At 49.4% G+C, this 20234-nt stretch carries 20 protein-coding genes and 1 riboswitch; of the genes, 5 read left to right on the forward strand and 15 right to left on the reverse strand.

Annotation, left to right across the window (positions count from 1 at the left end; translation table 11 throughout):
- Window positions 1–5: 5 nt before the first annotated feature.
- The 6 genes from sufC to KNO98_RS04755 all read right to left on the reverse strand — a co-directional run bounded on the left by sufC (window position 6) and on the right by KNO98_RS04755 (window position 5694).
- Window positions 6–767, reverse strand: a complete 762-nt coding sequence (sufC, locus tag KNO98_RS04730; RefSeq protein ID WP_214699955.1) for a Fe-S cluster assembly ATPase SufC — start codon at window positions 765–767, stop codon at window positions 6–8.
- Between the two features lie 178 nt (window positions 768–945).
- Window positions 946–2160 (reverse strand): MDR family MFS transporter, encoded by a 1215-nt coding sequence (locus KNO98_RS04735; protein ID WP_214699354.1) that lies wholly within the window; start codon window positions 2158–2160, stop codon window positions 946–948.
- Window positions 2161–2261: 101 nt separating this feature from the next.
- Window positions 2262–3095 (reverse strand): MetQ/NlpA family ABC transporter substrate-binding protein, encoded by an 834-nt coding sequence (locus KNO98_RS04740; RefSeq protein WP_214699356.1) that lies wholly within the window; start codon window positions 3093–3095, stop codon window positions 2262–2264.
- A gap of 27 nt (window positions 3096–3122) precedes the next feature.
- Entirely contained in the window at window positions 3123–3785 is a 663-nt protein-coding gene (locus KNO98_RS04745) for a methionine ABC transporter permease (RefSeq protein WP_214699359.1), read from the reverse strand.
- Complete coding sequence (locus KNO98_RS04750; protein WP_214699365.1) at window positions 3775–4803, reverse strand: methionine ABC transporter ATP-binding protein; 1029 nt, start codon at window positions 4801–4803, stop codon at window positions 3775–3777. The genes KNO98_RS04745 and KNO98_RS04750 overlap by 11 nt, the downstream gene beginning before the upstream one ends.
- A gap of 77 nt (window positions 4804–4880) precedes the next feature.
- Window positions 4881–4986: riboswitch (SAM riboswitch) on the reverse strand.
- A 450-nt stretch (window positions 4987–5436) separates the two neighbouring features.
- The gene (locus KNO98_RS04755; protein WP_214699368.1) at window positions 5437–5694 is read right to left on the reverse strand and encodes a thioredoxin family protein; all 258 of its coding nucleotides are present in this window, start codon (window positions 5692–5694) and stop codon (window positions 5437–5439) included.
- Window positions 5695–5874: 180 nt separating this feature from the next.
- On the opposite strand from KNO98_RS04755, the gene KNO98_RS04760 reads away from it, so the two are divergent.
- A complete protein-coding gene (locus KNO98_RS04760) occupies window positions 5875–6930 on the forward strand; it encodes a PTS sugar transporter subunit IIC (RefSeq protein ID WP_251129419.1) in 1056 nt (351 codons plus the stop codon).
- Window positions 6931–6972: 42 nt separating this feature from the next.
- Here KNO98_RS04760 and gcvH read toward each other — a convergent pair whose 3' ends face one another.
- From gcvH to KNO98_RS04790, 6 genes are all read right to left on the reverse strand, one after another.
- The gene (gcvH, locus tag KNO98_RS04765) at window positions 6973–7356 is read right to left on the reverse strand and encodes a glycine cleavage system protein GcvH (RefSeq protein ID WP_214699373.1); all 384 of its coding nucleotides are present in this window, start codon (window positions 7354–7356) and stop codon (window positions 6973–6975) included.
- Window positions 7357–7404: 48 nt separating this feature from the next.
- Complete coding sequence (locus KNO98_RS04770; protein ID WP_214699375.1) at window positions 7405–7758, reverse strand: arsenate reductase family protein; 354 nt, start codon at window positions 7756–7758, stop codon at window positions 7405–7407.
- A gap of 47 nt (window positions 7759–7805) precedes the next feature.
- Window positions 7806–8537 carry a hypothetical protein gene (locus tag KNO98_RS04775; protein WP_214699384.1) on the reverse strand — a complete coding sequence of 244 codons (732 nt, stop codon included), beginning with the start codon at window positions 8535–8537 and terminating at the stop codon, window positions 7806–7808.
- Between the two features lie 89 nt (window positions 8538–8626).
- Window positions 8627–10411, reverse strand: a complete 1785-nt coding sequence (locus KNO98_RS04780) for an acyl-CoA dehydrogenase family protein (protein ID WP_026825475.1) — start codon at window positions 10409–10411, stop codon at window positions 8627–8629.
- Between the two features lie 13 nt (window positions 10412–10424).
- The gene (locus KNO98_RS04785; RefSeq protein WP_214699386.1) at window positions 10425–11597 is read right to left on the reverse strand and encodes an acetyl-CoA C-acetyltransferase; all 1173 of its coding nucleotides are present in this window, start codon (window positions 11595–11597) and stop codon (window positions 10425–10427) included.
- A gap of 18 nt (window positions 11598–11615) precedes the next feature.
- Entirely contained in the window at window positions 11616–14027 is a 2412-nt protein-coding gene (locus KNO98_RS04790; protein ID WP_214699393.1) for a 3-hydroxyacyl-CoA dehydrogenase/enoyl-CoA hydratase family protein, read from the reverse strand.
- Between the two features lie 215 nt (window positions 14028–14242).
- Between KNO98_RS04790 and KNO98_RS04795 the strand changes: the two genes are divergently transcribed.
- From KNO98_RS04795 to KNO98_RS04810, 4 genes are all read left to right on the forward strand, one after another.
- A complete protein-coding gene (locus KNO98_RS04795) occupies window positions 14243–15145 on the forward strand; it encodes an SDR family oxidoreductase (RefSeq protein WP_214699396.1) in 903 nt (300 codons plus the stop codon).
- Window positions 15146–15407: 262 nt separating this feature from the next.
- Window positions 15408–15806, forward strand: a complete 399-nt coding sequence (locus KNO98_RS04800; RefSeq protein ID WP_214699399.1) for a YcxB family protein — start codon at window positions 15408–15410, stop codon at window positions 15804–15806.
- 39 nt (window positions 15807–15845) lie between these two features.
- Window positions 15846–16418 (forward strand): YcxB family protein, encoded by a 573-nt coding sequence (locus KNO98_RS04805; RefSeq protein ID WP_214699401.1) that lies wholly within the window; start codon window positions 15846–15848, stop codon window positions 16416–16418.
- A gap of 185 nt (window positions 16419–16603) precedes the next feature.
- Window positions 16604–16777 carry a hypothetical protein gene (locus KNO98_RS04810; RefSeq protein WP_214699402.1) on the forward strand — a complete coding sequence of 58 codons (174 nt, stop codon included), beginning with the start codon at window positions 16604–16606 and terminating at the stop codon, window positions 16775–16777.
- 53 nt (window positions 16778–16830) lie between these two features.
- Here KNO98_RS04810 and KNO98_RS04815 read toward each other — a convergent pair whose 3' ends face one another.
- The 3 genes from KNO98_RS04815 to KNO98_RS04825 all read right to left on the reverse strand — a co-directional run bounded on the left by KNO98_RS04815 (window position 16831) and on the right by KNO98_RS04825 (window position 20115).
- Window positions 16831–17748, reverse strand: coding sequence for a proline dehydrogenase family protein (locus KNO98_RS04815; protein WP_026825469.1), 918 nt, complete (start codon window positions 17746–17748; stop codon window positions 16831–16833).
- Window positions 17749–17905: 157 nt separating this feature from the next.
- A complete protein-coding gene (gene trhA / locus KNO98_RS04820) occupies window positions 17906–18577 on the reverse strand; it encodes a PAQR family membrane homeostasis protein TrhA (RefSeq protein WP_026825468.1) in 672 nt (223 codons plus the stop codon).
- 95 nt (window positions 18578–18672) lie between these two features.
- Complete coding sequence (locus tag KNO98_RS04825) at window positions 18673–20115, reverse strand: carbon starvation CstA family protein (RefSeq protein WP_214699404.1); 1443 nt, start codon at window positions 20113–20115, stop codon at window positions 18673–18675.
- Window positions 20116–20234: the final 119 nt, after the last annotated feature.

A 20234-nucleotide genomic window follows, 5' to 3' on the forward strand; every position in this document is an offset into this window, starting at 1 on the left:
CCTCCTTACGCTTCTGTGTCTACTGTCATTCCAAGTTCTTGCTTCACCCAGTCGTAACCTTCTGCCTCGAGTCGTTGTGCGAGCTCTTTACCACCAGACAAGACGATTTTCCCGTCCATCATGATGTGTACAAAATCTGGCTCAATATAGTTGAGGAGACGTTGGTAGTGCGTGATGATCAAGCAACCAAACTCTTCTGAGCGCATTTCGTTTACACCTTTTGCGACAACTTTCAGAGCATCGATATCAAGTCCAGAGTCGATTTCATCCAAGATGGCGATGTTCGGTTGAATCATCATCATTTGAAGAATTTCGTTACGTTTCTTCTCACCGCCTGAGAATCCTTCGTTTAAGTAACGGTGTGCCATTTCAGAAGGGATTTCGAGAAGCCCCATCTTCGTATCGAGTTCACGGATGAACTTCATGAGCGAGATTTCTTGACCTTCTTCACGACGTGAGTTGATTGCTGAACGCAAGAAGTCCGCGTTTGTGACACCGCTAATTTCAGCCGGGTACTGCATCGCAAGGAACATCCCTGCTTGTGCGCGCTCGTCGACTTCCATCTCGAGGACATCTTCGCCGTTTAATTCGACGCTTCCCCCAGTGACCTCATAAAGTGGATGGCCCATGAGTGCTGATGCGAGTGTTGATTTACCAGTCCCGTTCGGACCCATGATGGCATGAATTTCGCCACCTTTAATTTCTAGGTTAAGACCTTTGACAATCTCTTTTCCTTCGATTGAGACGCGGAGGTCATCAATTTTCATTTGTGGTACGTTAGACATTCGGATACCCCTTCCGTATTTTCTCGCCAAATTGTTTGGCGTAGATTAGATATATTCTAATCTTAGACTAGTCGATTTTTTATTTCAAGCGACTCACCTTACGATTCATTCTCAATAGAATGATAAAAGTTGAGAATGCTAATAGTAGGAAATCAAGACATTAGCCGGCAGTCTCCTCCATGAGTGCGAGAACTGCTTTTCGTTCTCGTACAGCAGCGGCGAAGAAGAAGGAACCGCATCCTGTCAATATCGCCAAACTGCCGAATACCGGAAGCGAAGATTGACCAAACGTATCGAGTAACACGCCCCCGATAATCGGCCCAATCGTCTGTCCGAGCGACGTCAATCCCATCGCTCCAAAATAAGTTCCCCGCAAATGTTCCGGCGCAAGTTCATCCGTTAAGACGTCCGTCATCGTGAACATCAACACTTCACCGACCGTGAAAATGACCATTGCGACAAAGAGGACCCATTCCACTGTAGCAAATCCAATCAACAACAGCCCGAACGACAGTGTCGAGATGCCGAAAAAGAGCGATTTGATCGGGGACACACGAATCCCGAAACGCATAATCGGATACTGGACGATGAGGACCGTGATGGCGTTCGTCGTCAATAAGTAAGCAAATAATCTTGAGCCGTCTTCTAACCCATCACTCAGCGCAATGAATTGAGGAAGTGTCGAATTGAACTGACTGTAGCCGATGATTGCAAAAATCATACCGATGATGACCGCCCGAAACGTCCGATCGTCCCGTAAGACGCGGAATGTCTCCGTCAGGCGCGGACGTACCTTTACTCCATCCCCTTCTTCAAACGGATATTTATAGAATAAGAATGAGATGAGCATGCCGTATATGATGTAGACGGCGGTCACGACAAAAAAGGCGGTCTTCACACCAGTTAATGACAACACGACTGCTAACAGTGGTCCGATGGCTGCGGCGATGTTGATCATAAAGTAACGGACGTTATAGACGATGACTCGCTCTTCTGCCTGGGTCGTGTCACTGATGAGTGCACGTGAAGCCGGTTCTAGAAAAGAGCGTGACATCCCCATCAAAATCGATAGCATGTAAAACCAAAATAGCTCTGTCGCGAGCGCAAGTCCTGCGAACGTGACGGCATTGAGCACGATCCCGATGAGCATGAGCTGTTTTCGTCCATAGCGGTCAGATAGCGTCCCTCCAAAGAAACTCATGAACAGGCCCGAAAGTGCCGTCACGGCAAAGATCGTTCCAATCACACTCGCTGAAAAGCCAAGCGTGGCCAAATAGATCGCAAAAAATGGCATGACGAAAAACGTCGCCAGTCGTGCAAAAAACGTCCCGAACAAGACGCCCCACGTCAGTGGATGAATCTGTCTGAACTTCATCCAAATCCCCCCTTTTCTTTCATATATGTAGTGTACTTCTCTTTATGAAAGAACACTAGACAAAAAAAAGACTCAGGGGATGACCCCTGAGTCGAGCTGATTTATTGTTGTACCGGTACGACCGCACCTTTGTATTCGTCTAAGATCCATTGCTGTGTCTCTTCAGACGTCAACACTTCGAGGAGTGCCTTGACGCGCTCATCTTCTTCGTCCCCTTCACGTGTGACGATTAAGTTGACGTATGGTGAATCTTCCCCTTCAAGTGCGATGGCATCTTCAAGCGGGTTGAGACCTGCGTCAATCGCATAGTTCGTATTGATAAGGACCGCATCGCCTTCTCCATTTTTAAATGCCGTTGTGAGTAAAGTCGCTTCTACGTCCGTCTTGAACTCTAAGTCTTTCGGATTGTCAACGATATCAGATACTGTCGCATCGACTGTTTTGCCTTCTGCGAGTGTGATGAGTCCTTCTGATTGGAGCATCGTAAGAATTCGTCCGTGGTCAGCGACCGATGAACTCATGATGATTTCTGCCCCTTCCGGAAGTTCATCGAGCGATTTGTAAGTTTGTGAGTAGACCCCGATCGGCTCGATGTGGACGCCACCCGCTGAGGCAAATTTGTAATCTTTGTTTTCAGTCATTTGTGACTTGAGGTACGGCTCATGTTGGAAGTAGTTCGCATCGAGCTCCCCGCTCGCGAGCGTCTTGTTCGGAAGTACGTAGTCTTGGAACTTCTTGATTTCAAGCTTGTACCCTTTTGCCTCATATTCTTCTTGAACGTGCTCTAAAATCTCAGCGTGCGGTACGTTCGATGCACCGACGATCAATGTTTTTTCATCGCCAGACCCCGAGTCTGCCTCTTCTCCGCCGCAAGCCGCGAGAACCGTGAATGCTGATAAAGCTGTCAATCCAAGTACTGTTTTCCAAGTTTTCATAATGAATCCCTCCAAATGTATGTGTGATTAAGCTGAACGTTTATCAATTTTTGTGACGAGTCGGTCACCGATGAACTGGATGACGAACACGATCAACAAGATGAGCACCGTCGCCACGAACGTGACGTCGTTTTGTGAACGCTGGAACCCTTCCAAATAGGCCAAGTTCCCGAGACCGCCGCCTCCGACGACTCCGGCCATCGCCGTATAGCCGACGATTGCAACGATGGTCACTGTAATCCCGGAAACGAGCGCCGGGAGTGCTTCAGGAATTAACACTTTATAGATAATCTGCCATTTCGTCGCTCCCATCGACTCTGCCGCCTCGATGACCCCTCGGTCCACTTCGCGAAGCGCAAGTTCGACCATTCGAGCATAGAACGGTGCCGCGCCGATGATGAGCGCCGGAAGCGCCGCCGTCGAACCGAGCATCGTATCGAGTAAGAACAGCGTGAACGGGATGAGTAAGATAATCAAAATGATGAACGGGATCGAACGGAACACGTTGACGATCGCGCTGACAAAGACGTAAATCGGACGATTCTTCAATAATAGCGATTCGTTTGTAATATAGAGAAGCAAACCTAAAGCGAGTCCGATCAAAAATGTCGCGACGCCTGCGACGAGCGTCATATACAACGTCTCCCATGTCTGTTCCATCATGATTTGCCAGTCTACGTTAGGAAACATCGCTTTCCACCTCCACTTCTACGGATTGCGAACGAATCGATGCGATGGCGCGTTCGATTTCACTTGCTTCCCCAATCAGTTGGATGAATAGCGTACCGAGCGCACCGACTTGTGATTGTGTCACGTTCCCGCCGATGATGTTGAATCCGATGTCATGTGTTTTAAGAACGTCAGACAAAATCGGGTGCTCTGCCGTCTCGTTCAAGAATTTCAATTTGACGACTTGACCGCTCGGGTACCGTTCCTTCAAATGTTCGAACGTGAGCGACAAATCGTCGACTGCTCCGATTTGTTTGACGAACTCTTTCGTGATCGGTTGTTTCGGATGTTGGAACACATCAGAGACTTGACCCGTCTCGACGACTTTTCCTGCTTCCATCACGGCGACTCGGTGACAGATCTTTTGAATCACGTGCATCTCATGCGTGATGAGGACGATCGTCAATCCGAGTTTCTTATTGATGCTGACGAGCAGCTCGAGAATCGAATCCGTCGTCTTCGGGTCGAGTGCACTCGTTGCTTCGTCACAGAGGAGCACCTCTGGATTTGTGGCGAGGGCGCGTGCGATCCCGACTCGCTGCTTTTGACCGCCCGATAATTGTGACGGATAGCTGTCCTCGCGACCGGCCAATCCAACGAGTTCGACGAGTTCTTGAACCCGACGTTTCCGCTCATTTGCCGGAACCCCAATCAGCTCGAGCGGAAAACTGATATTTTCTGCGACCGTACGCGACCATAGAAGGTTAAAGTGTTGGAAGACCATCGAGACGTTTTTACGGACACCTCGTAATTCTTTCGGGCTGAGTTTCGTCAGCTCGCTCCCGGCAACTTCGATTTCACCGCTTGATGGTGATTCGAGACGATTGAGCAATCGGATGAGCGTTGACTTCCCTGCCCCCGAATATCCGATTATTCCAAAAATTTCACCGTGATCAATCGTTAGTGATACATCATCAACCGCCTGGACACGACCATTTTTCGTATCGAACCATTTGGCGACGTTTCGTAATTGAATCAATATATTTCCCTCCTGACAACAAAAAAAGCGCACACGTTTGAGCAAACGTGCGCACTTTATCGTACGGACAACGATTGCTCTCATCTTTCAAGGTTTTCACCTTGCTGGAATTAGCACCATTTCGGATTACTCCGCGGTTGCTGGGCGTCATAGGGCCAGTCCCTCAGCCTCTCTTGATAAGAGTGTTGTATATTCGATTAGCTTTATCATAGCGACAGCTTTTTCTGCTGTCAAATCCTTTTTTCAAAAAAATAAAAAAAGGTGCCGTCCGAGGACGACACAGAACGTAGCACCTTGAGTCACGGAAGGACAGCCCATAGATGAGAATCTTTTGCCCGTTCAAGATTTCCACCCTTACATGGGGGAGATTCACCAATCACCACTCAATCTTAGCTTGGACCGTGCGATTATACGAAACGTCTCTCTTCGCTTGATTTTTTTGGGGGACAATCGAAGGGAAGACTGACGTGTATTCGTGTAAAGTGTAGCAGCGGCTTCGCCAAAACGTCTTGATGTCGGGAATATCGCGTCCTATTTTGTGTTCAAGTAAGATGTTGTAACGAATATACCATTCGTGAACTTTCTGTGTCAACTGATTATTTAAAATTTTCAGATTATTCTAATGTTCCTCTCTTACTTTACGAAAGAGAGGACATGTTGCACATTGTGAAACGCGTAAAGACGATCCCGCACCTTGCCGTTTTCAAGCTTCAATAGTGCAGGAACACTCATCACCTGATACGCTTCGAGCTCTTTCGGAATATAGTTCGCATCCCGCTTTTCAATTTTAATTTCAGGGTCGACCGCTTCGACGACCGTCAACATTTTCTCCGCCACAGCGCATGTACCACACATCGGGGCGTATATATATAAGAATCCGTCTGTAATCATTCTTCTCACCTCTCTTGTCATTATAAGGGTCGATGGATTCCCATTCAAAAATCGTGCTTTGGTGAAATTTCAGAATTTTTCAATGATTCACTTGACTCTTTCTGAAGAGAGGAATAATATGGGCTTTAACTTTAGCACTTTTGTACATAACAGCAAAGAAGAAGGATAGGTGAATGAATGATGACGGAACAAGCAACAAGTACGATGAAGCATTTCACGATGAACGTCTTGAATGGTCTCAGTCTGGCGATTTTGATCGCCCTCATCCCGAGCGCGTTGCTCGGCGAATTAACAAAAGCCCTGCTCCCTTATCTCCCATCTCTTCAATTCATATTGGATGCGACGTCGATTGCGATGCGACTTCTTCCGGCTATTATCGGACTAGCTGTCGCCATGCAATTCGGACGATCGACTTTAGAGGCAGGAACGATCGCGATTGCAACCCATGTCGGTAGTGGTGCCGTTCGAATTGACGGCGGTGCGTTTGTGATGGCCGGCATAGGGGACGTGATCACAGCCGGTGTGACCGCTGCGATCGCCACGTTTCTCGTCATGAAACTCGCTCCCCGTCTGAAGACGTATACGGTCATCGTCATGCCGATGACCATCATTGTCGTCGCAGGCGGGATTGGTGCCTTTTTACTTACATACATCTCACAAATCACGACGTATATCGGCTTACTCATCATGACGATGACCGAGCTACAACCGGTCCTTATGGGAGTCTTGATTGCGATGGCCTTCTCTCTCATCATCGTCTCACCGATTTCGACCGTCGGAATCGCGACGGCCATTAGCCTCTCCGGGGTTGCGGCCGGTGCGGCGAACCTCGGTGTCGTTGCAGCCGGATTCGGTCTTGCGATCGCAGGTTGGCAGGCAAACGCGACCGGGACGTCGATTGCCCACTTCCTCGGGTCACCGAAGATTCAAATGGCGAACTTCGTCCGTCGTCCCATGATGATGCTTCCGATTTTAGCGAATGCAGCCATTCTAGGCGCCCTCTCAGGTATTTTAAAAATTGAAGGAACGCCCATCAGTGCCGGCTTCGGCGTCTCCGGACTCATCGGTCCCGTGAACGCACTTCATCTCATGCCGGGCGGGTTTGCCCTATTCAACGTATTTCTCGTCATCGTCCTGTTCGGTCTCATCCCGGTCGCGCTTGGGATTTTCTTCTATCGCATCTTCGAACGGGCGACGCTCATCAAATCCAATCACTACCGCCTCGACTTCGAATAAACAAAAAAACGGCTTCTCCGATTCGGGAGAGGCCGTTTTTGATTATCCTTGAATCATCGCTTCGTATTCTTCCGCAGACATGAGTTTGTCGAGGTCTGACTCTTCCGTCAATTCGACTTCGACCATCCATGCGTTTTCAAACGGTGACTCGTTGACGAGTTCTGGAGCATCCGCGAGGTCCTCGTTCACTGCTGTGATGCGTCCTGATACCGGCGCATACAACTCAGAGACCGTCTTCACTGATTCGACCGAACCGAATGGCTCGTCGAGCAAAATTGTACCATCGACTTCTGGGAGTTCGACAAACACGATATCCCCTAGCTCGCTCTGTGCGAAATCCGTGATGCCGATGCGGGCTTTCGTTCCGTTGACTTCTACCCATTCATGTTCTTTTGAATAACGTAAATTTGCTGGTACTTTGCTCATCCTAACTTCCCCCTCAAATAAATTAGACTCACATCTGTATTATAGCACTTAGCCCCAAACGTCCGTAAAGGACTTTTCTGAAAATCCGACGGTCGTTTTTTCACCATTTGTGACGATTGGTCGCTTCAAAAGCATACCATTGCTCGTTAATAACTCGAGTTGTTCGTCTTCTGATAAATGTGGCAACTTGTCTTTAATTCCTTCATTCCGGTAAACTTGCCCGCTCGTGTTGAAGAATTTCTTGAGCTGTAAATCCGATTGCTTCCATAAATCAGCGAGTTCTTCTTTCGTCGGCGTCGATTCGACGATATGGACGTATGTATAATCGATGCCTTGCTCTTTCAACCATTTTTCTGCTTTTTTGCACGTACTGCATGGTGGATAGCCGTATAGTGTCACCATCTGTTCATCACCTCTATCATCAATGTAGCATATTCTGAGAAATCAATTCACGTCTCAAGCAACCGCTCAATCTCTCGCTTCATCGTCGTGTTGACAACATGTCGCTCTTCGATAAAACGTAAGATGGCCGACGCCGCGACGCCTGATCTGCCATATCCTAATACCCCGCCCAACAGGAAAGAAATCATCTGCGGATGTCTCGACTCGACCCGACGTGTCGGGTTGAAGGCGTCGCCTTGTTCACCGATTGCTTTCAAGACATTTTGAACGGCTGCGACTTGGATGAGCTCGAATCCGGCAAGCGTCTCCCCTCGACGTTCGCGTAACAAGCCCACATATAGATTCGTCAATGCTTCTTCGTAGTAATAAGAGGATGCATGACGCTCGATAGCGAGGTCCGGTGTCGCGAACACATCTAGCGCCTCATCACGTCTCCAAACGACGCGCCCCGGCGTGTAAGCGATTGTCGCGAGTTCGTGCACTTCAAAGACGGCAAATTCCCCATAAATACCATCGTGATACATGATTTTATGCCCGTCTTTCGTATTTTGGAACTGATAGTGAAGCGGTTCGACTTCGAGCCAGTCAAGTCGGTCAATAAAGCGTGCCTTATGCCCGTCCTCGACAATCAAAAAGAAATCGAGGTCGGAATAATCATCTAGCCGTTCTGTCTCTTGTCCAATCGATCCTAATGCAAGCAACATGAGCGTGCCGTCATGTTCGGCAACGGACCGTCCAATTCGCTCCATCCGGTCGAGTAATACATCTCGTCTTTTCATCGTCTCTCCCCCTCGTCTCTATTGTACGTGGCAGAGCTCAAAAAAAGAAAGGGCCGACCGCGTCCGGTCCACCCTTTCTGTCAATTTGATTAGACGATAAACTTATTCGCTTTGATGAGGCTCGCTGCGACTTCACGCTTCGTACCGATCACATTGATTGGCTGGTAGCGGCTGAACTTCTTCATCGCCGAGAGAAGCATACGCTGCTCGTCACCAGACGCCGCTGCGTACAACACTTCTTTCGCCATGAGTTCGACTTGTTTGAATACTTGCTCCGCAAAAATTTCTGTGTAGCGGACTTTGAGCGTGTTCTTCTCTTCGCCTGTACGTGCGATCGCTTTGTCTGTACGAGCGATGGCTGCTTCAAGCGCGTAGATGGCACTGATCATGTCTGCGATCTTCGCCAAGATTTCTTGTTCGTTTTGAAGGTCTTGTTGATACTTCTGTACCGCTGTACCAGCGACCATCAAGTGAATTTTCTTCATGTTCGCAAGGAGCATCTTCTCACGTGCGAGCGGTGAGCCGTCCAATTCTTGTGGCATGTAGCTCATGAGCTCTTTTTGAAGTTTTTGTGCTTCTGCGAGAAGAGGCAATTCACCTTTCATCGCTTTCTTGAGAAGCGTACCTGGTACGATTAAACGGTTGATTTCGTTCGTTCCTTCGAAGATTCGGTTGATGCGTGAGTCACGGTAGAGGTTCTCGACTTCATATTCTGCCATGAATCCGTATCCACCGTGGATTTGAACCGCTTCATCGACGACATAGTCGAATGTTTCAGAAGCGAACACTTTGTTGAGTGAGCATTCAATCGCGTATTCCGCGATCGCTTGTGCAACTTTCGATCCATCACGCATATTCTCGTCACCGAGTGCGTCGAGGCTGTCTTGGAACAAGCCACCTGTACGGTAGACCGAACTTTCCATCGCATAGATATTCGCTGCCATCGTTGCGAGTTTTTCTTGGATAAGCGGGAATTGACTGATCGGTGTCTTGAACTGCTTGCGCTCGTTCGCGTATTGTACCGAGAGGTCGAATGCACGTTTTGAAGACCCGACTGCTCCGACTGCGAGTTTGTAACGACCGACGTTCAAGATGTTGAAGGCGATGACGTGGCCTTTTCCGACTTCACCGAGAAGATTGTCGACTGGTACTTCAACATCTTCAAGGATGAGCGTACGTGTCGACGATCCCTTGATTCCCATCTTCTGCTCTTCTGCGCCTGTTGAAACTCCTTTGAAGTCACGCTCGACGATGAAGGCACTGAACTTGTCGCCATCGATTTTCGCGTAGACGACGAAGACGTTTGCGAAACCAGCGTTTGTAATCCATTGCTTCTCACCGTTCAAGACGTAGTGCGTGCCCGCCTCGTTCAAGACAGCTGTTGACTTCGCACCGAGGGCGTCAGATCCTGAGCCCGGCTCAGTGAGTGCGTAAGCTGCAATCCATTCGCCTGTCGCAAGTTTTGGCAAGTACTTGTGTTTTTGCTCTTCTGATCCGAAGAAGACGATCGGGAGCGTCCCAATCCCAACGTGTGCGCCGTAGCTGAGTGCAAACGAACGCGCTTTCGCGAAGCGCTCCGTAATGATGGAAGATGAGATTTTATCGAGCTGGTAGCCACCGTACTCTTCTGGAACGTCTGCTCCGAGGAGTCCGAGCTCTCCTGCTTCTTTCAACAATTCGACAGAGAGGTCGAACTCATGTTTCTCGATGCGTCCGAGGACTGGCATGACACGGTCATCAACAAATCCTGCTGTCGTGTCCCCGATCATCTTATGCTCATCTGAAAAATCCTCTGGAGTGAAGAGACGCGCTGCGTCGAGTTCGTCAATGACGAAGCTACCGCCTTTAATCAATTCATGTTCTGTACGTTCCATATCCGATTCCCCCTTAAAGTAATTCGAAGACACCAGCCGCGCCCATACCGCCGCCGATACACATCGTGACAACCCCATACTTCTCATTGCGTCGTTTCATCTCATGCAAGATCGAGACCGAAAGTTTTGCTCCTGTACATCCAAGCGGGTGGCCGAGGGCGATAGCGCCTCCGTTCACGTTTACTTTCGACGGATCAATTCCGAGTTCCCGGATGACACCGAGTGACTGACTCGCGAACGCTTCGTTCAACTCGAACAATCCGACCTCTTCTAACTTCACACCAGCCATCTCGAGTGCTTTTGGAATGGCGACGATCGGACCGATTCCCATCACTTCCGGGCGGACACCGCCGACCGCGAACGAGAGGAACTTCGCCATCGGTTGTAACCCTTGGCGTTCTGCTTCTTCACGGTCCATGACGAGGACAGCTGCCGCTCCGTCTGAAACTTGTGAGGCGTTACCTGCTGTGACCGAACCTTTGATTTTGAACGCAGGACGGAGTTTGCCTAGCGCTTCAACCGTCGAGTCGGCACGGACACCTTCGTCATGCTTCACGACCTTCTCCACTTCAGCGACTTTTCCGTCTTCACCGAGTACGTGCTCGATGACCGTCACAGGGGCAATCTCTTCTTGGAACTTGCCACCTGCGATGGCTGCCGCCGCTTTTTGGTGACTGTTGATGGCGAATGCATCTTGGTCCTCACGCGAGATATTATATTCAGCCGCGACACGTTCTGCCGTATGACCCATGCTCATGTAGTACTCTGGTGCCGTCTCCATGATGTGTGGGTTTGGACGGATGACGTGACCACCCATCGGGACTTGGCTCATCGATTCCATACCGCCGGCGATGATTGCCGTCGCTTGACCGATCATGATTTTTGCCGCTGCATCCGCAATAGCTTGAAGGCCTGACGAGCAGTAGCGGTTGATGGTAATCGCTGGTACTTCGTGCGACAGTCCCCCCCGGACCGCCGCATAGCGAGCGATGTTCATCCCTTGCTCCGCTTCTGGCATCGCACAACCCATGATGACGTCATCAATCGGGCCTTTATATCCTGAACGCTCAAGCGTTGCCTTGATGGCATATCCCGCGAGCTCGTCCGAACGAACGTTACGGAACGAACCGCGCTTTGCTTTTCCGACCGGCGTCCGTGCGCCGGCTACGATGACTGCTTCCCTCATCTGTTTTGTCCCCCTTTATCAGTTCCGTAGTGGTTTGCCTTTCACGAGCATATGTTGCATCCGTTGTTGTGACTTCGGCTCCCCGATGAGGCTCAAGAAGGCTTCACGCTCGATGTCGAGGAAGTACTGCTCGTCGACGAGCGTACCGTATGCCAAATCGCCACCGCTGATGACGTGTGCGAGTTTCTTCGCAATCTTCAAATCGTGCTCTGAAATATAACCACCATAGAACATTTCATACGCCGCGAGTTCGAGCGTCGCTTTACCCGTTTGACCGACGACCGGTAACTTCTCGCGAACGGGTGCCGTGTACCCGTCAGCCAGTTCAAGGACCGTCTGTTTCGCATCGAACGTTAAGTGGTCACGGTTCATTGAGATTCCGTCGACCGCACGGTGGTAACCGAGCGTCTTCGCATCAAATGCCGACTTCGATACTTTCGCCATCGCGATGTTCTCGAACGTCTGCTGTGCAGCCTTCTCAATGTTTTGCATCGATTTTGGCGTCTGCTCGAGGAGACGACGATACGTGTTGACGTTTCCGCCCCCACCTGGGATGAGTCCGACCCCGACTTCGACGAGACCCATGTATGTCTCAAGCGCGGCTTGCATACGCGCTGCCGGCAAGCTGATTTCCGTCCCACCACCTAGCGTCATGCCGTATGGTGCGGCGACGACCGGGCGACTTGAATAGCGAATCTTTTGAACGGCTTGTTGGAACTTGTTGATGATCCAATCGAGTTCGAACCAGTTCTCGTCTTCTGCTTCCATAAGCATCATCGCAAGGTTCGCGCCGACACAGAAGTTCTTGCCATCGTTGGCGAGGACCATCCCTTTGAAGTCTTGCTCGACACGGTCGATCGATTGTTCAATCATCTGCATGATGTCGACTCCGATTGCGTTGTTTGGTGAGGTGAATTCAAGTGCGACGACGTCATCGCCGATATCGACGAGGCGTGCCCCACCGTTCTCTAAGATGATACCGTTTGATTTTGCGAGCGGTTTGAGTTTCAATTCTTTCGGGTTGACGGTCTTCTCGACATACGCCTTCGACGCTTTATCGTAATACTGCTCTCCCTTGTAGAATGACGTATTACCTGCAGCAAGCATCTCATCGATCCATGCCGGGATGTCATAACCTTCCGCTTTCATGCGCTCGACTGATTTTTCAACACCGAGGGCATCCCACATTTCGAACGGTCCAAACTTCCAACCGAAGCCCCACTTCATCGCGTCATCGATAGCGACGATCGTATCGGCGATTTCTCCAGTGAGACGCGCCGAGTAAGCGATCGTCTTCGCCGTGATTGGCCAGAGCAGTTGTCCGATGCGACCTTTGTTCAAGATAGCACCTTTCAATTTCGCTTTTGAGCCAGGAAGTGACTTGATTTGATCGAGTTCAGGACCTGTAACCGCTTTCAATTGTTCGTATTCGAACGTCTGAAGGTTCAATTCCTGAATGACCTTGCCTTCTTTCTTATAGAAGCCTTGACCGGCCTTTTGTCCAATCCAGCCTTTTTCGACGAGTTGCTTCATTTCTGCGGGAACGTCGAAGGTGTCCTTCTCTTCCCCTGATTCGAGTGTCTCATAGACGTTACCCGCCACGTGGACGAATGTGTCGATTCCGACGACGTCGAGTGTGCGGAACGTCGCAGATTTCGGACGACCGATGAGTGGACCCGTGATTGAATCCATTTCTCCGATTGAGGCGTTTTGCTTGAGCATCTCTTCGAACGTGACGAGAAGACCGTACGTCCCGATGCGGTTCCCGATGAAGTTTGGTGTGTCTTTTGCTTCGACGACACCTTTTCCGAGACGGTCTTCCGCGAAACGTGACATGAAGTCGATGACCGGACGGGCTGTCTGCTCCGTCGGGATGAGTTCGAGCAACTTCAAGTAACGCGGTGGGTTGAAGAAGTGCGTGCCGAGGAAGCGTGATTTCAATCCTTCCGGAAGGGCACTTGCCATCACTTCGATTGAAATCCCTGACGTGTTCGAGCTGAGGATCGCATCTTCACGGATGTAAGGTGCAATCTTCTCGAAGAGCTGTTGCTTCACGTCGAGACGTTCGACGACGACTTCGATGATCCAGTCCGCCTCTTTCAAGCGCTCCAAGTCATCCTCTAAGTTCCCGACTTCGATGAAGTTGAGGTGGTCGGCTGTCGCGAGTGGTGCTGGATTTTGTTTCAATAGCTTTTGCCGGTTTTCTGAGGCGATACGATTCCGTACTTCAGGTGACTCGAGCGTCAATCCTTTCGCTTCCTCTTTGGCTGTCAATTCACGTGGTACGATGTCGAGCATGAGCGAACGAATCCCCGCGTTCGCCAAGTGAGCCGCAATCCCCGCCCCCATTACTCCTGAACCGATGACGACCGCAAAACGAATTGAGTTCGTCAAACGGAGGTCGGTTGATTGTTCGATGTGACTCGTCATAGTGTTCCCCCCTAAAATGAGAATGAATAGTGATTCATTTCACGCGTAAAAAAAATCGCAATCACCATCGTGTTTACTCTTCTATCATAAATGAATGAACATTCATTCGCAAGCGTTCATTTTTCAATTTCATTCCATTTTTTGATTGAACGATTAGTTTTCAACGGGTGTGGTATAAACAAAAAGAGTCAAATATCAGAAAGGGGAATGTATGAATGCGTGATAATCGTCTAAATACTACCGGCAATCGAAAGGATTTTGAGTCGTTCCAAAAGAGTGCCCAAGAACAGGCGCATCAACCAGGGATCGATTCGAAGATGGAACCTTTCCCCATCTATGAACGAGAAGATTATAAAGGAAGTGACAAGTTAAAAGACAAGGTTGCCATCATCACCGGTGGAGATTCCGGGATTGGGAAGTCGGTCGCCATTTTCTTCGCCCATGAAGGCGCGAACTCCGTCATCGTCTACAAAGACCAAAATGAACTTGAGGACGCGGAAGCGACGAAAGAACGGATCGAGGACTTAGGTCAAGCCTGTCTGCTCCTTCAAGGGGATCTCGGAGAATCTTCATTCTGCCAGCAAGTTGTCGAAGAGACGCTCGAAACGTTCGGACACATCGATATTCTCGTCAACAACGCCGCCGAGCAGCATCCACAGGAATCGCTCCTCGACATCTCGGACGAACAACTCGAGAAGACGTTCCGCACGAACATCTTCAGCATGTTTTACTTAACGAAAGCGGCTCTCCCTTATTTAAAAGAAGGGGCGAGCATCATCAATACGACCTCCATCACGGCTTATGAAGGAAACGACCAACTGATCGACTATGCGTCGACGAAAGGCGCCATCACGGCTTTCACCCGCTCCCTCGCCAAAAACTTGGCGGGCAAAAAGATTCGCGTCAACGGGGTCGCCCCGGGACCGATTTGGACGCCGCTCATTCCGTCAACTTTCGACGCGGAGAAAGTCAAATCGTTCGGAGACTCGTCCGGTATGCAGCGACCGGGACAACCGGCCGAGCTCGCACCAGCATACGTCTATCTCGCAAGCGATGATTCGACATACGTCAGTGGTCAAGTCATTCACGTCAACGGTGGTACCGTGATTAATGGATAATAGGTGAGACTCGGCGATTGCTGAGTCTTTTTTGTTAATCCCTTTCGTTTTCTTATCAATCCTACCTATGTTTTAATTAGGAAGAGATTACCACTTTCTATAGAATGGAGGAAACATATTGACCACTCACTATCACTTGACGGAACACGATTTTTTCGCTCTTCAAAAAAATTCCTTTCACCAATTAACATTTCATAAAAAAAGACGCATCGCCTTTACTGTTTTAGTAGAAATACTCGCCATTTTTTATGGGATTTTATTATTGGTTAATGTATTTCCTCAACATAATGCGTTATATCCACTTGTCGGAGGTTTGATCATCGGGTTGTTGCTTTTGCCATTCATCACGAAACTCTATCAAAAAATCGTTCTCCGACAAAATCGAATCATTTTAAAAACGGATACGAAGTGGCCAAGAAAAGTCACCTTACACTTGAGTGAAAGCGGTATTGAATTTCATTCAACCCACCATAATGTAACCAAACATATACACGTGGCATGGGAAGCGATTCAAAAAATGAGTGAAGATGAAACAAACCGCTATTTATATTTCCAAACAAATGAAGTGTTTATCATCCCAAAGCGGAATCACGGAATCAGTGAAATCGACCAAACTGAAATCAATCGATGGTTACAAGACCGTCTAAATATCAAAAAGTAATCAAATCAATATGCTGATTGACAAAGAAGTTTGAAAGGAGTGAACGAATTGACGTTCACGTATCAAATGACAGTAGAAGATGCCGTATCTTTTCAACAAGAATTGATCCATCACACTGAAGAACATGAAAGAAGACGTAAAGTATGGATGAAATATATGCGCGCCATTCTGATTGCCATCGGATATTTAGGGACACTCTTTTTCCCGTATCGACCTGAATCGACCGCATTACATGTATTGATTGCCGTCATCGTCGGATTCTTGTTCGCGCTTTTGCTAACACCACTTTTAAATGACCTGTACGAACCCTATATGTTGCGACTAAATCGTCGTTTCTTGCAAAAGAGTCAGACATGGCCAAAAGAGACCACTCTTCAATTGTATGAGACTCACGTCGAAGTTCATTCTGTTAGTTCAAACATTCATCGAACGACTCAAGTTCCTTGGGCATCCATCAAAAAAGTGAACGAGGACGAGACATATCGCTTCTTGTATTATGAAGAAGACGAGGCAATCATCATCCCAAAAGCAAAACAGGGAATTAGTGAAGATGAGCAGCATGAAATCAATCGGATACTCGAAGACCATTTGTCTGTCTCACCAAATGAATGACTGTCGGTTAAGGAGGAGAGTTCATTCATGAACCACGATCAGATTTTCTTCAAAGGACGAATCAGTTTGCTCCTTGTAGCCCCACTCTTTTCGGTTTAATCGCAGGCTGTTCTTCCATTCAAGACAAAGATTATAGCGAGGTCGATTTTCAAGGGACCATTTTAGAAGTGAATGTTGAGAAGAGAATGGTGTTAGTTGACGATCAATCCGACGGACAAGTTTGGGTAGATATGTCCGATTTGAATGACGAGATGGAACGAGTGCACAGTCCGCTAGAGGTCAACGTTTGGTTAGACGAATCCACAACTGACAACACCTCCACTATAGCGAGGGCCGAACGAATCGATGTCATTAAATAATAGAAAACACATCAAAAAAGCACGAACACCCTCGACGGACGTTCGTGCTTTTCTCATTTCTTCACCATTCCTTTTAACACGAACGCCACGTTCGCCGGGCGTTCCGCGAGGCGGCGCATAAAGTAGCCGTACCAGTCACGGCCGTATGGCACGTAGACACGGACTTTGTATCCTTGGCGCACGAGCTCGAGTTGACGCTCGACGCGGATCCCGTATAACATCTGGAACTCGAACTGGTCGAGCGGGATGTTGTTTTCTTTGACGTGTTCGATCACGTCGTCAATCATATGGTCATCGTGTGTCGCGATGGATGCGTAGTTTCCGTTCGCCAGGTGGAGTTTGACGAGTTTCAAGTAATTGTGGTCGACGTCCTCTTTTTCTGGGAACGCGACCGTCGCTGGCTCTTTATATGCCCCTTTGACGATGCGGAGGTTCGGCTTGAGCGGCGCGAGATGATTAATATCATCTTCTGAGCGGTACAAGTACGATTGGATGACCGTCCCGAGGCCATCAAATTCCGCTTTCAGCTTTTTGAACAACTCGAGCGTCTTCTCACAACGCTGCTCATCTTCCATATCGATGGCCACAAAGACCCCTACTTCTTGTGCGACCGTCAAAATGTGACGCATGTTGTCTTCGATCAACTCGTCCGATATATCGAATCCGAGTGACGTCAGTTTGAGTGACATATAGGCATCTAATTGCTCTTCTGCCATAATTTCAACCGCACGAATAATTTCATCGCGATTCGTATTTGCTTCTTCGACTGTCTGAATAAATTCCCCGAGATGATCGACTGTGACCGACAAGCCCTTCGCGTTTAGTTCGCGAATCGTCGGAACAGACGCCTTAAAGTCTTCCCCTGCTACAAAGCGTGATGCACCAAATCGTAGGCCATATTTCTTTGCCAAACTGTTGAGTGTTTTGTTTTGTGACATGTAGATAAATCCATCGCGCAACACTTTTTCCATCTGATTGTCCCCCTTACTTTTACACCCATCTATCTCTATGATGATGTCTGAAATTATTATGACACACAAACGTCAATTCGTCTGTATTTTTGTAACCGTTTTCAACACTTTCTTCCTTCGCTTTCAAAAAAGACAGACGCCCCGTAGGACGGCTGTCTTATAGGCTTGTCGAAGGTGCGACATAGAGCAGAATACTCAGGAAGATGAGCACACTTCCCGCTAACACGAACAAGTGCCAAATCGCATGATTGAACGGCAATTTTTGCCACACATAAAACACGATTCCGACCGAATAGGCGATCCCTCCCGCGAGGAGAAGCATGAATCCTTGATGACCGAGTGATTCGTACAATGGGCGGATGGCGATAATACAGATCCAGCCGAGTGCGAGATATGTCACATTCGATACCCACATGTACTTCCCGGTCGAAAATAGCTTCCAGACGATCCCGAGAATCGCCACACCCCACACAATCCCAAAAAGAATCCAACCGAGCGTCCCGTGAAGGGTCACAAGGGCGAACGGTGTGTAGCTTCCGGCGATGAGTAAGTAGATGCCCGCGTGGTCGAACACTTGTAGCACCCGTTTCGCCCGTGGATGCGGGATGGCGTGCATGAGTGTCGAGAAGAGGTAGAGTAAAATCATCGATACCCCGAACACGCTGACCGCGGTGACGTTCCACGTGCTCCCGCTTTCCGTCGCACTCATGACGAGCAAGACGAGGGCGACGATGCTGAAGATGACTCCTAAGCCGTGCGTGATCGCGCTCGCAATCTCTTCCCCGAGCGTGTCGGCATGGAGCATCTCTTTTAGTTGCTTTTGTTCCATATGCTCCCACCTTCCTTAACTGTTCCCTCTAGTATGGACAGTTCCCGATTTGAAAGCAATCAAAAACACGGACCACAGATTGGCCCGTGTTAAAATTATGCGACTTCTTTCACTGGAATGTCACACTCCATCTGTGCCGCCCGCATCGCGCGTGCCCGCTTATGGAACAGGACGAGCAGCGTCAGCGTCCCGAGTGTCGAGATGACGTACGGCAGGACCCCATCGAGCTTGAAGCCGATCGGCGCCGTCAAGATGTAGAACCAGACCGCATACAACATGAACGTCCCCGGAAGGAGCGCGATGTAGTGGTTGCGTCCTTTGATATAGAGATACATCGCCCCGACGAAGAGCGCGATGACCGCCGTCGTCTGGTTCGCCCAGTTGAAGTACTGCCAGAGCATCTGGAAGTCCATGTTCGTGAGCACGTATGAGATCGCGAAGAGTGGGAGCGCGATCCAGAGGCGTGACGAGAACTTCTTCTGTGCGATCGATAAGTAGTCGGCGATGATCATCCGAGCGCTACGGAACGCCGTGTCGCCTGACGTGATCGGCAAGACGATGACACCAAGGATTGCGAGCGTCCCGCCGATGCTGCCGAGCATGAGCGTCGCCACCTCCTGGACGACGAGCGCCGGCGTCCCTGAGTTGATGAGCCCGAGCAATTCGCCCGGCTCGAAGATGGCCATCGCCGCCCCGGCCCATACCATCGCGATGACCGCCTCAGCGATCATCATGCCGTAGAAGATTTCTCGACCGTTGCTTTCTTTCATCGTCGTCCGCGAGATGATCGGCGACTGTGTCGCATGGAAACCGGAGAGCGCCCCACATGAGATCGTGAAGAACAGGAGCGGCCAGACCGGCAGGCCGTCCGGATGCATGTTCGTCAATGTCATCTCTGGAATCTTGTATCCTTGGGCGAACAAGCTGACCGCGATCCCGATGGCACTGATGACAAGTAATGCCCCGAAGAACGGGTAGATGCGTCCGATGATCTTATCGACCGGGAGAAGCGTCGCCAAGATGTAGTAAGCGAATACGGCGAAGATGACGAACATGAGCGTCGAGGCGTCCCCGTCGAACAAGTTGTTGATCATGTTACTCGGAGACGTGACGAATACCGTTCCGACAAGAAGTAAAAGTAAGAGTGCAAACCCGTTGACGATATGGCGAAGCGAACGTCCGAGGAACTTTTCCGCTAGTTGTGGCAAGTGTGCCCCATTGTTCCGCAGGGAAATCATCCCGGTCAAATAGTCATGAACCGCTCCGGCAAAAATCGACCCGAACACGATCCAAAGAAAGGCGACCGGTCCATAGAGCGCCCCCATGATCGGTCCGAAGATCGGTCCGACTCCGGCGATGTTGAGCAGCTGGATCATCGAGTTGCGCTTCTTGCCCATCGGCACGTAGTCGATGCCGTCCTGGGAAGCGTAGGCGGGCGTCGTCCGCTCCTCCTTGATGCCGAACGTCTTCTCGACGTAACGACCGTATACCAAATACCCGACCAAAAGTAGTGCGAGTGCGACGAAGAATGTAATCATCTGTCAGTCCCCTTTTCCGTACGTATGTAGCCGATCCCCGTCAGCTCTTAAGTTTACATGTGTCATGTAACCGATTACACGATTGATTATACATAATATATAACGATAACGTAAGGGCT

Source organism: Exiguobacterium sp. s57 (assembly GCF_018617685.1).
Classification (GTDB): Bacteria; Bacillota; Bacilli; order Exiguobacteriales; family Exiguobacteriaceae; genus Exiguobacterium; species Exiguobacterium marinum.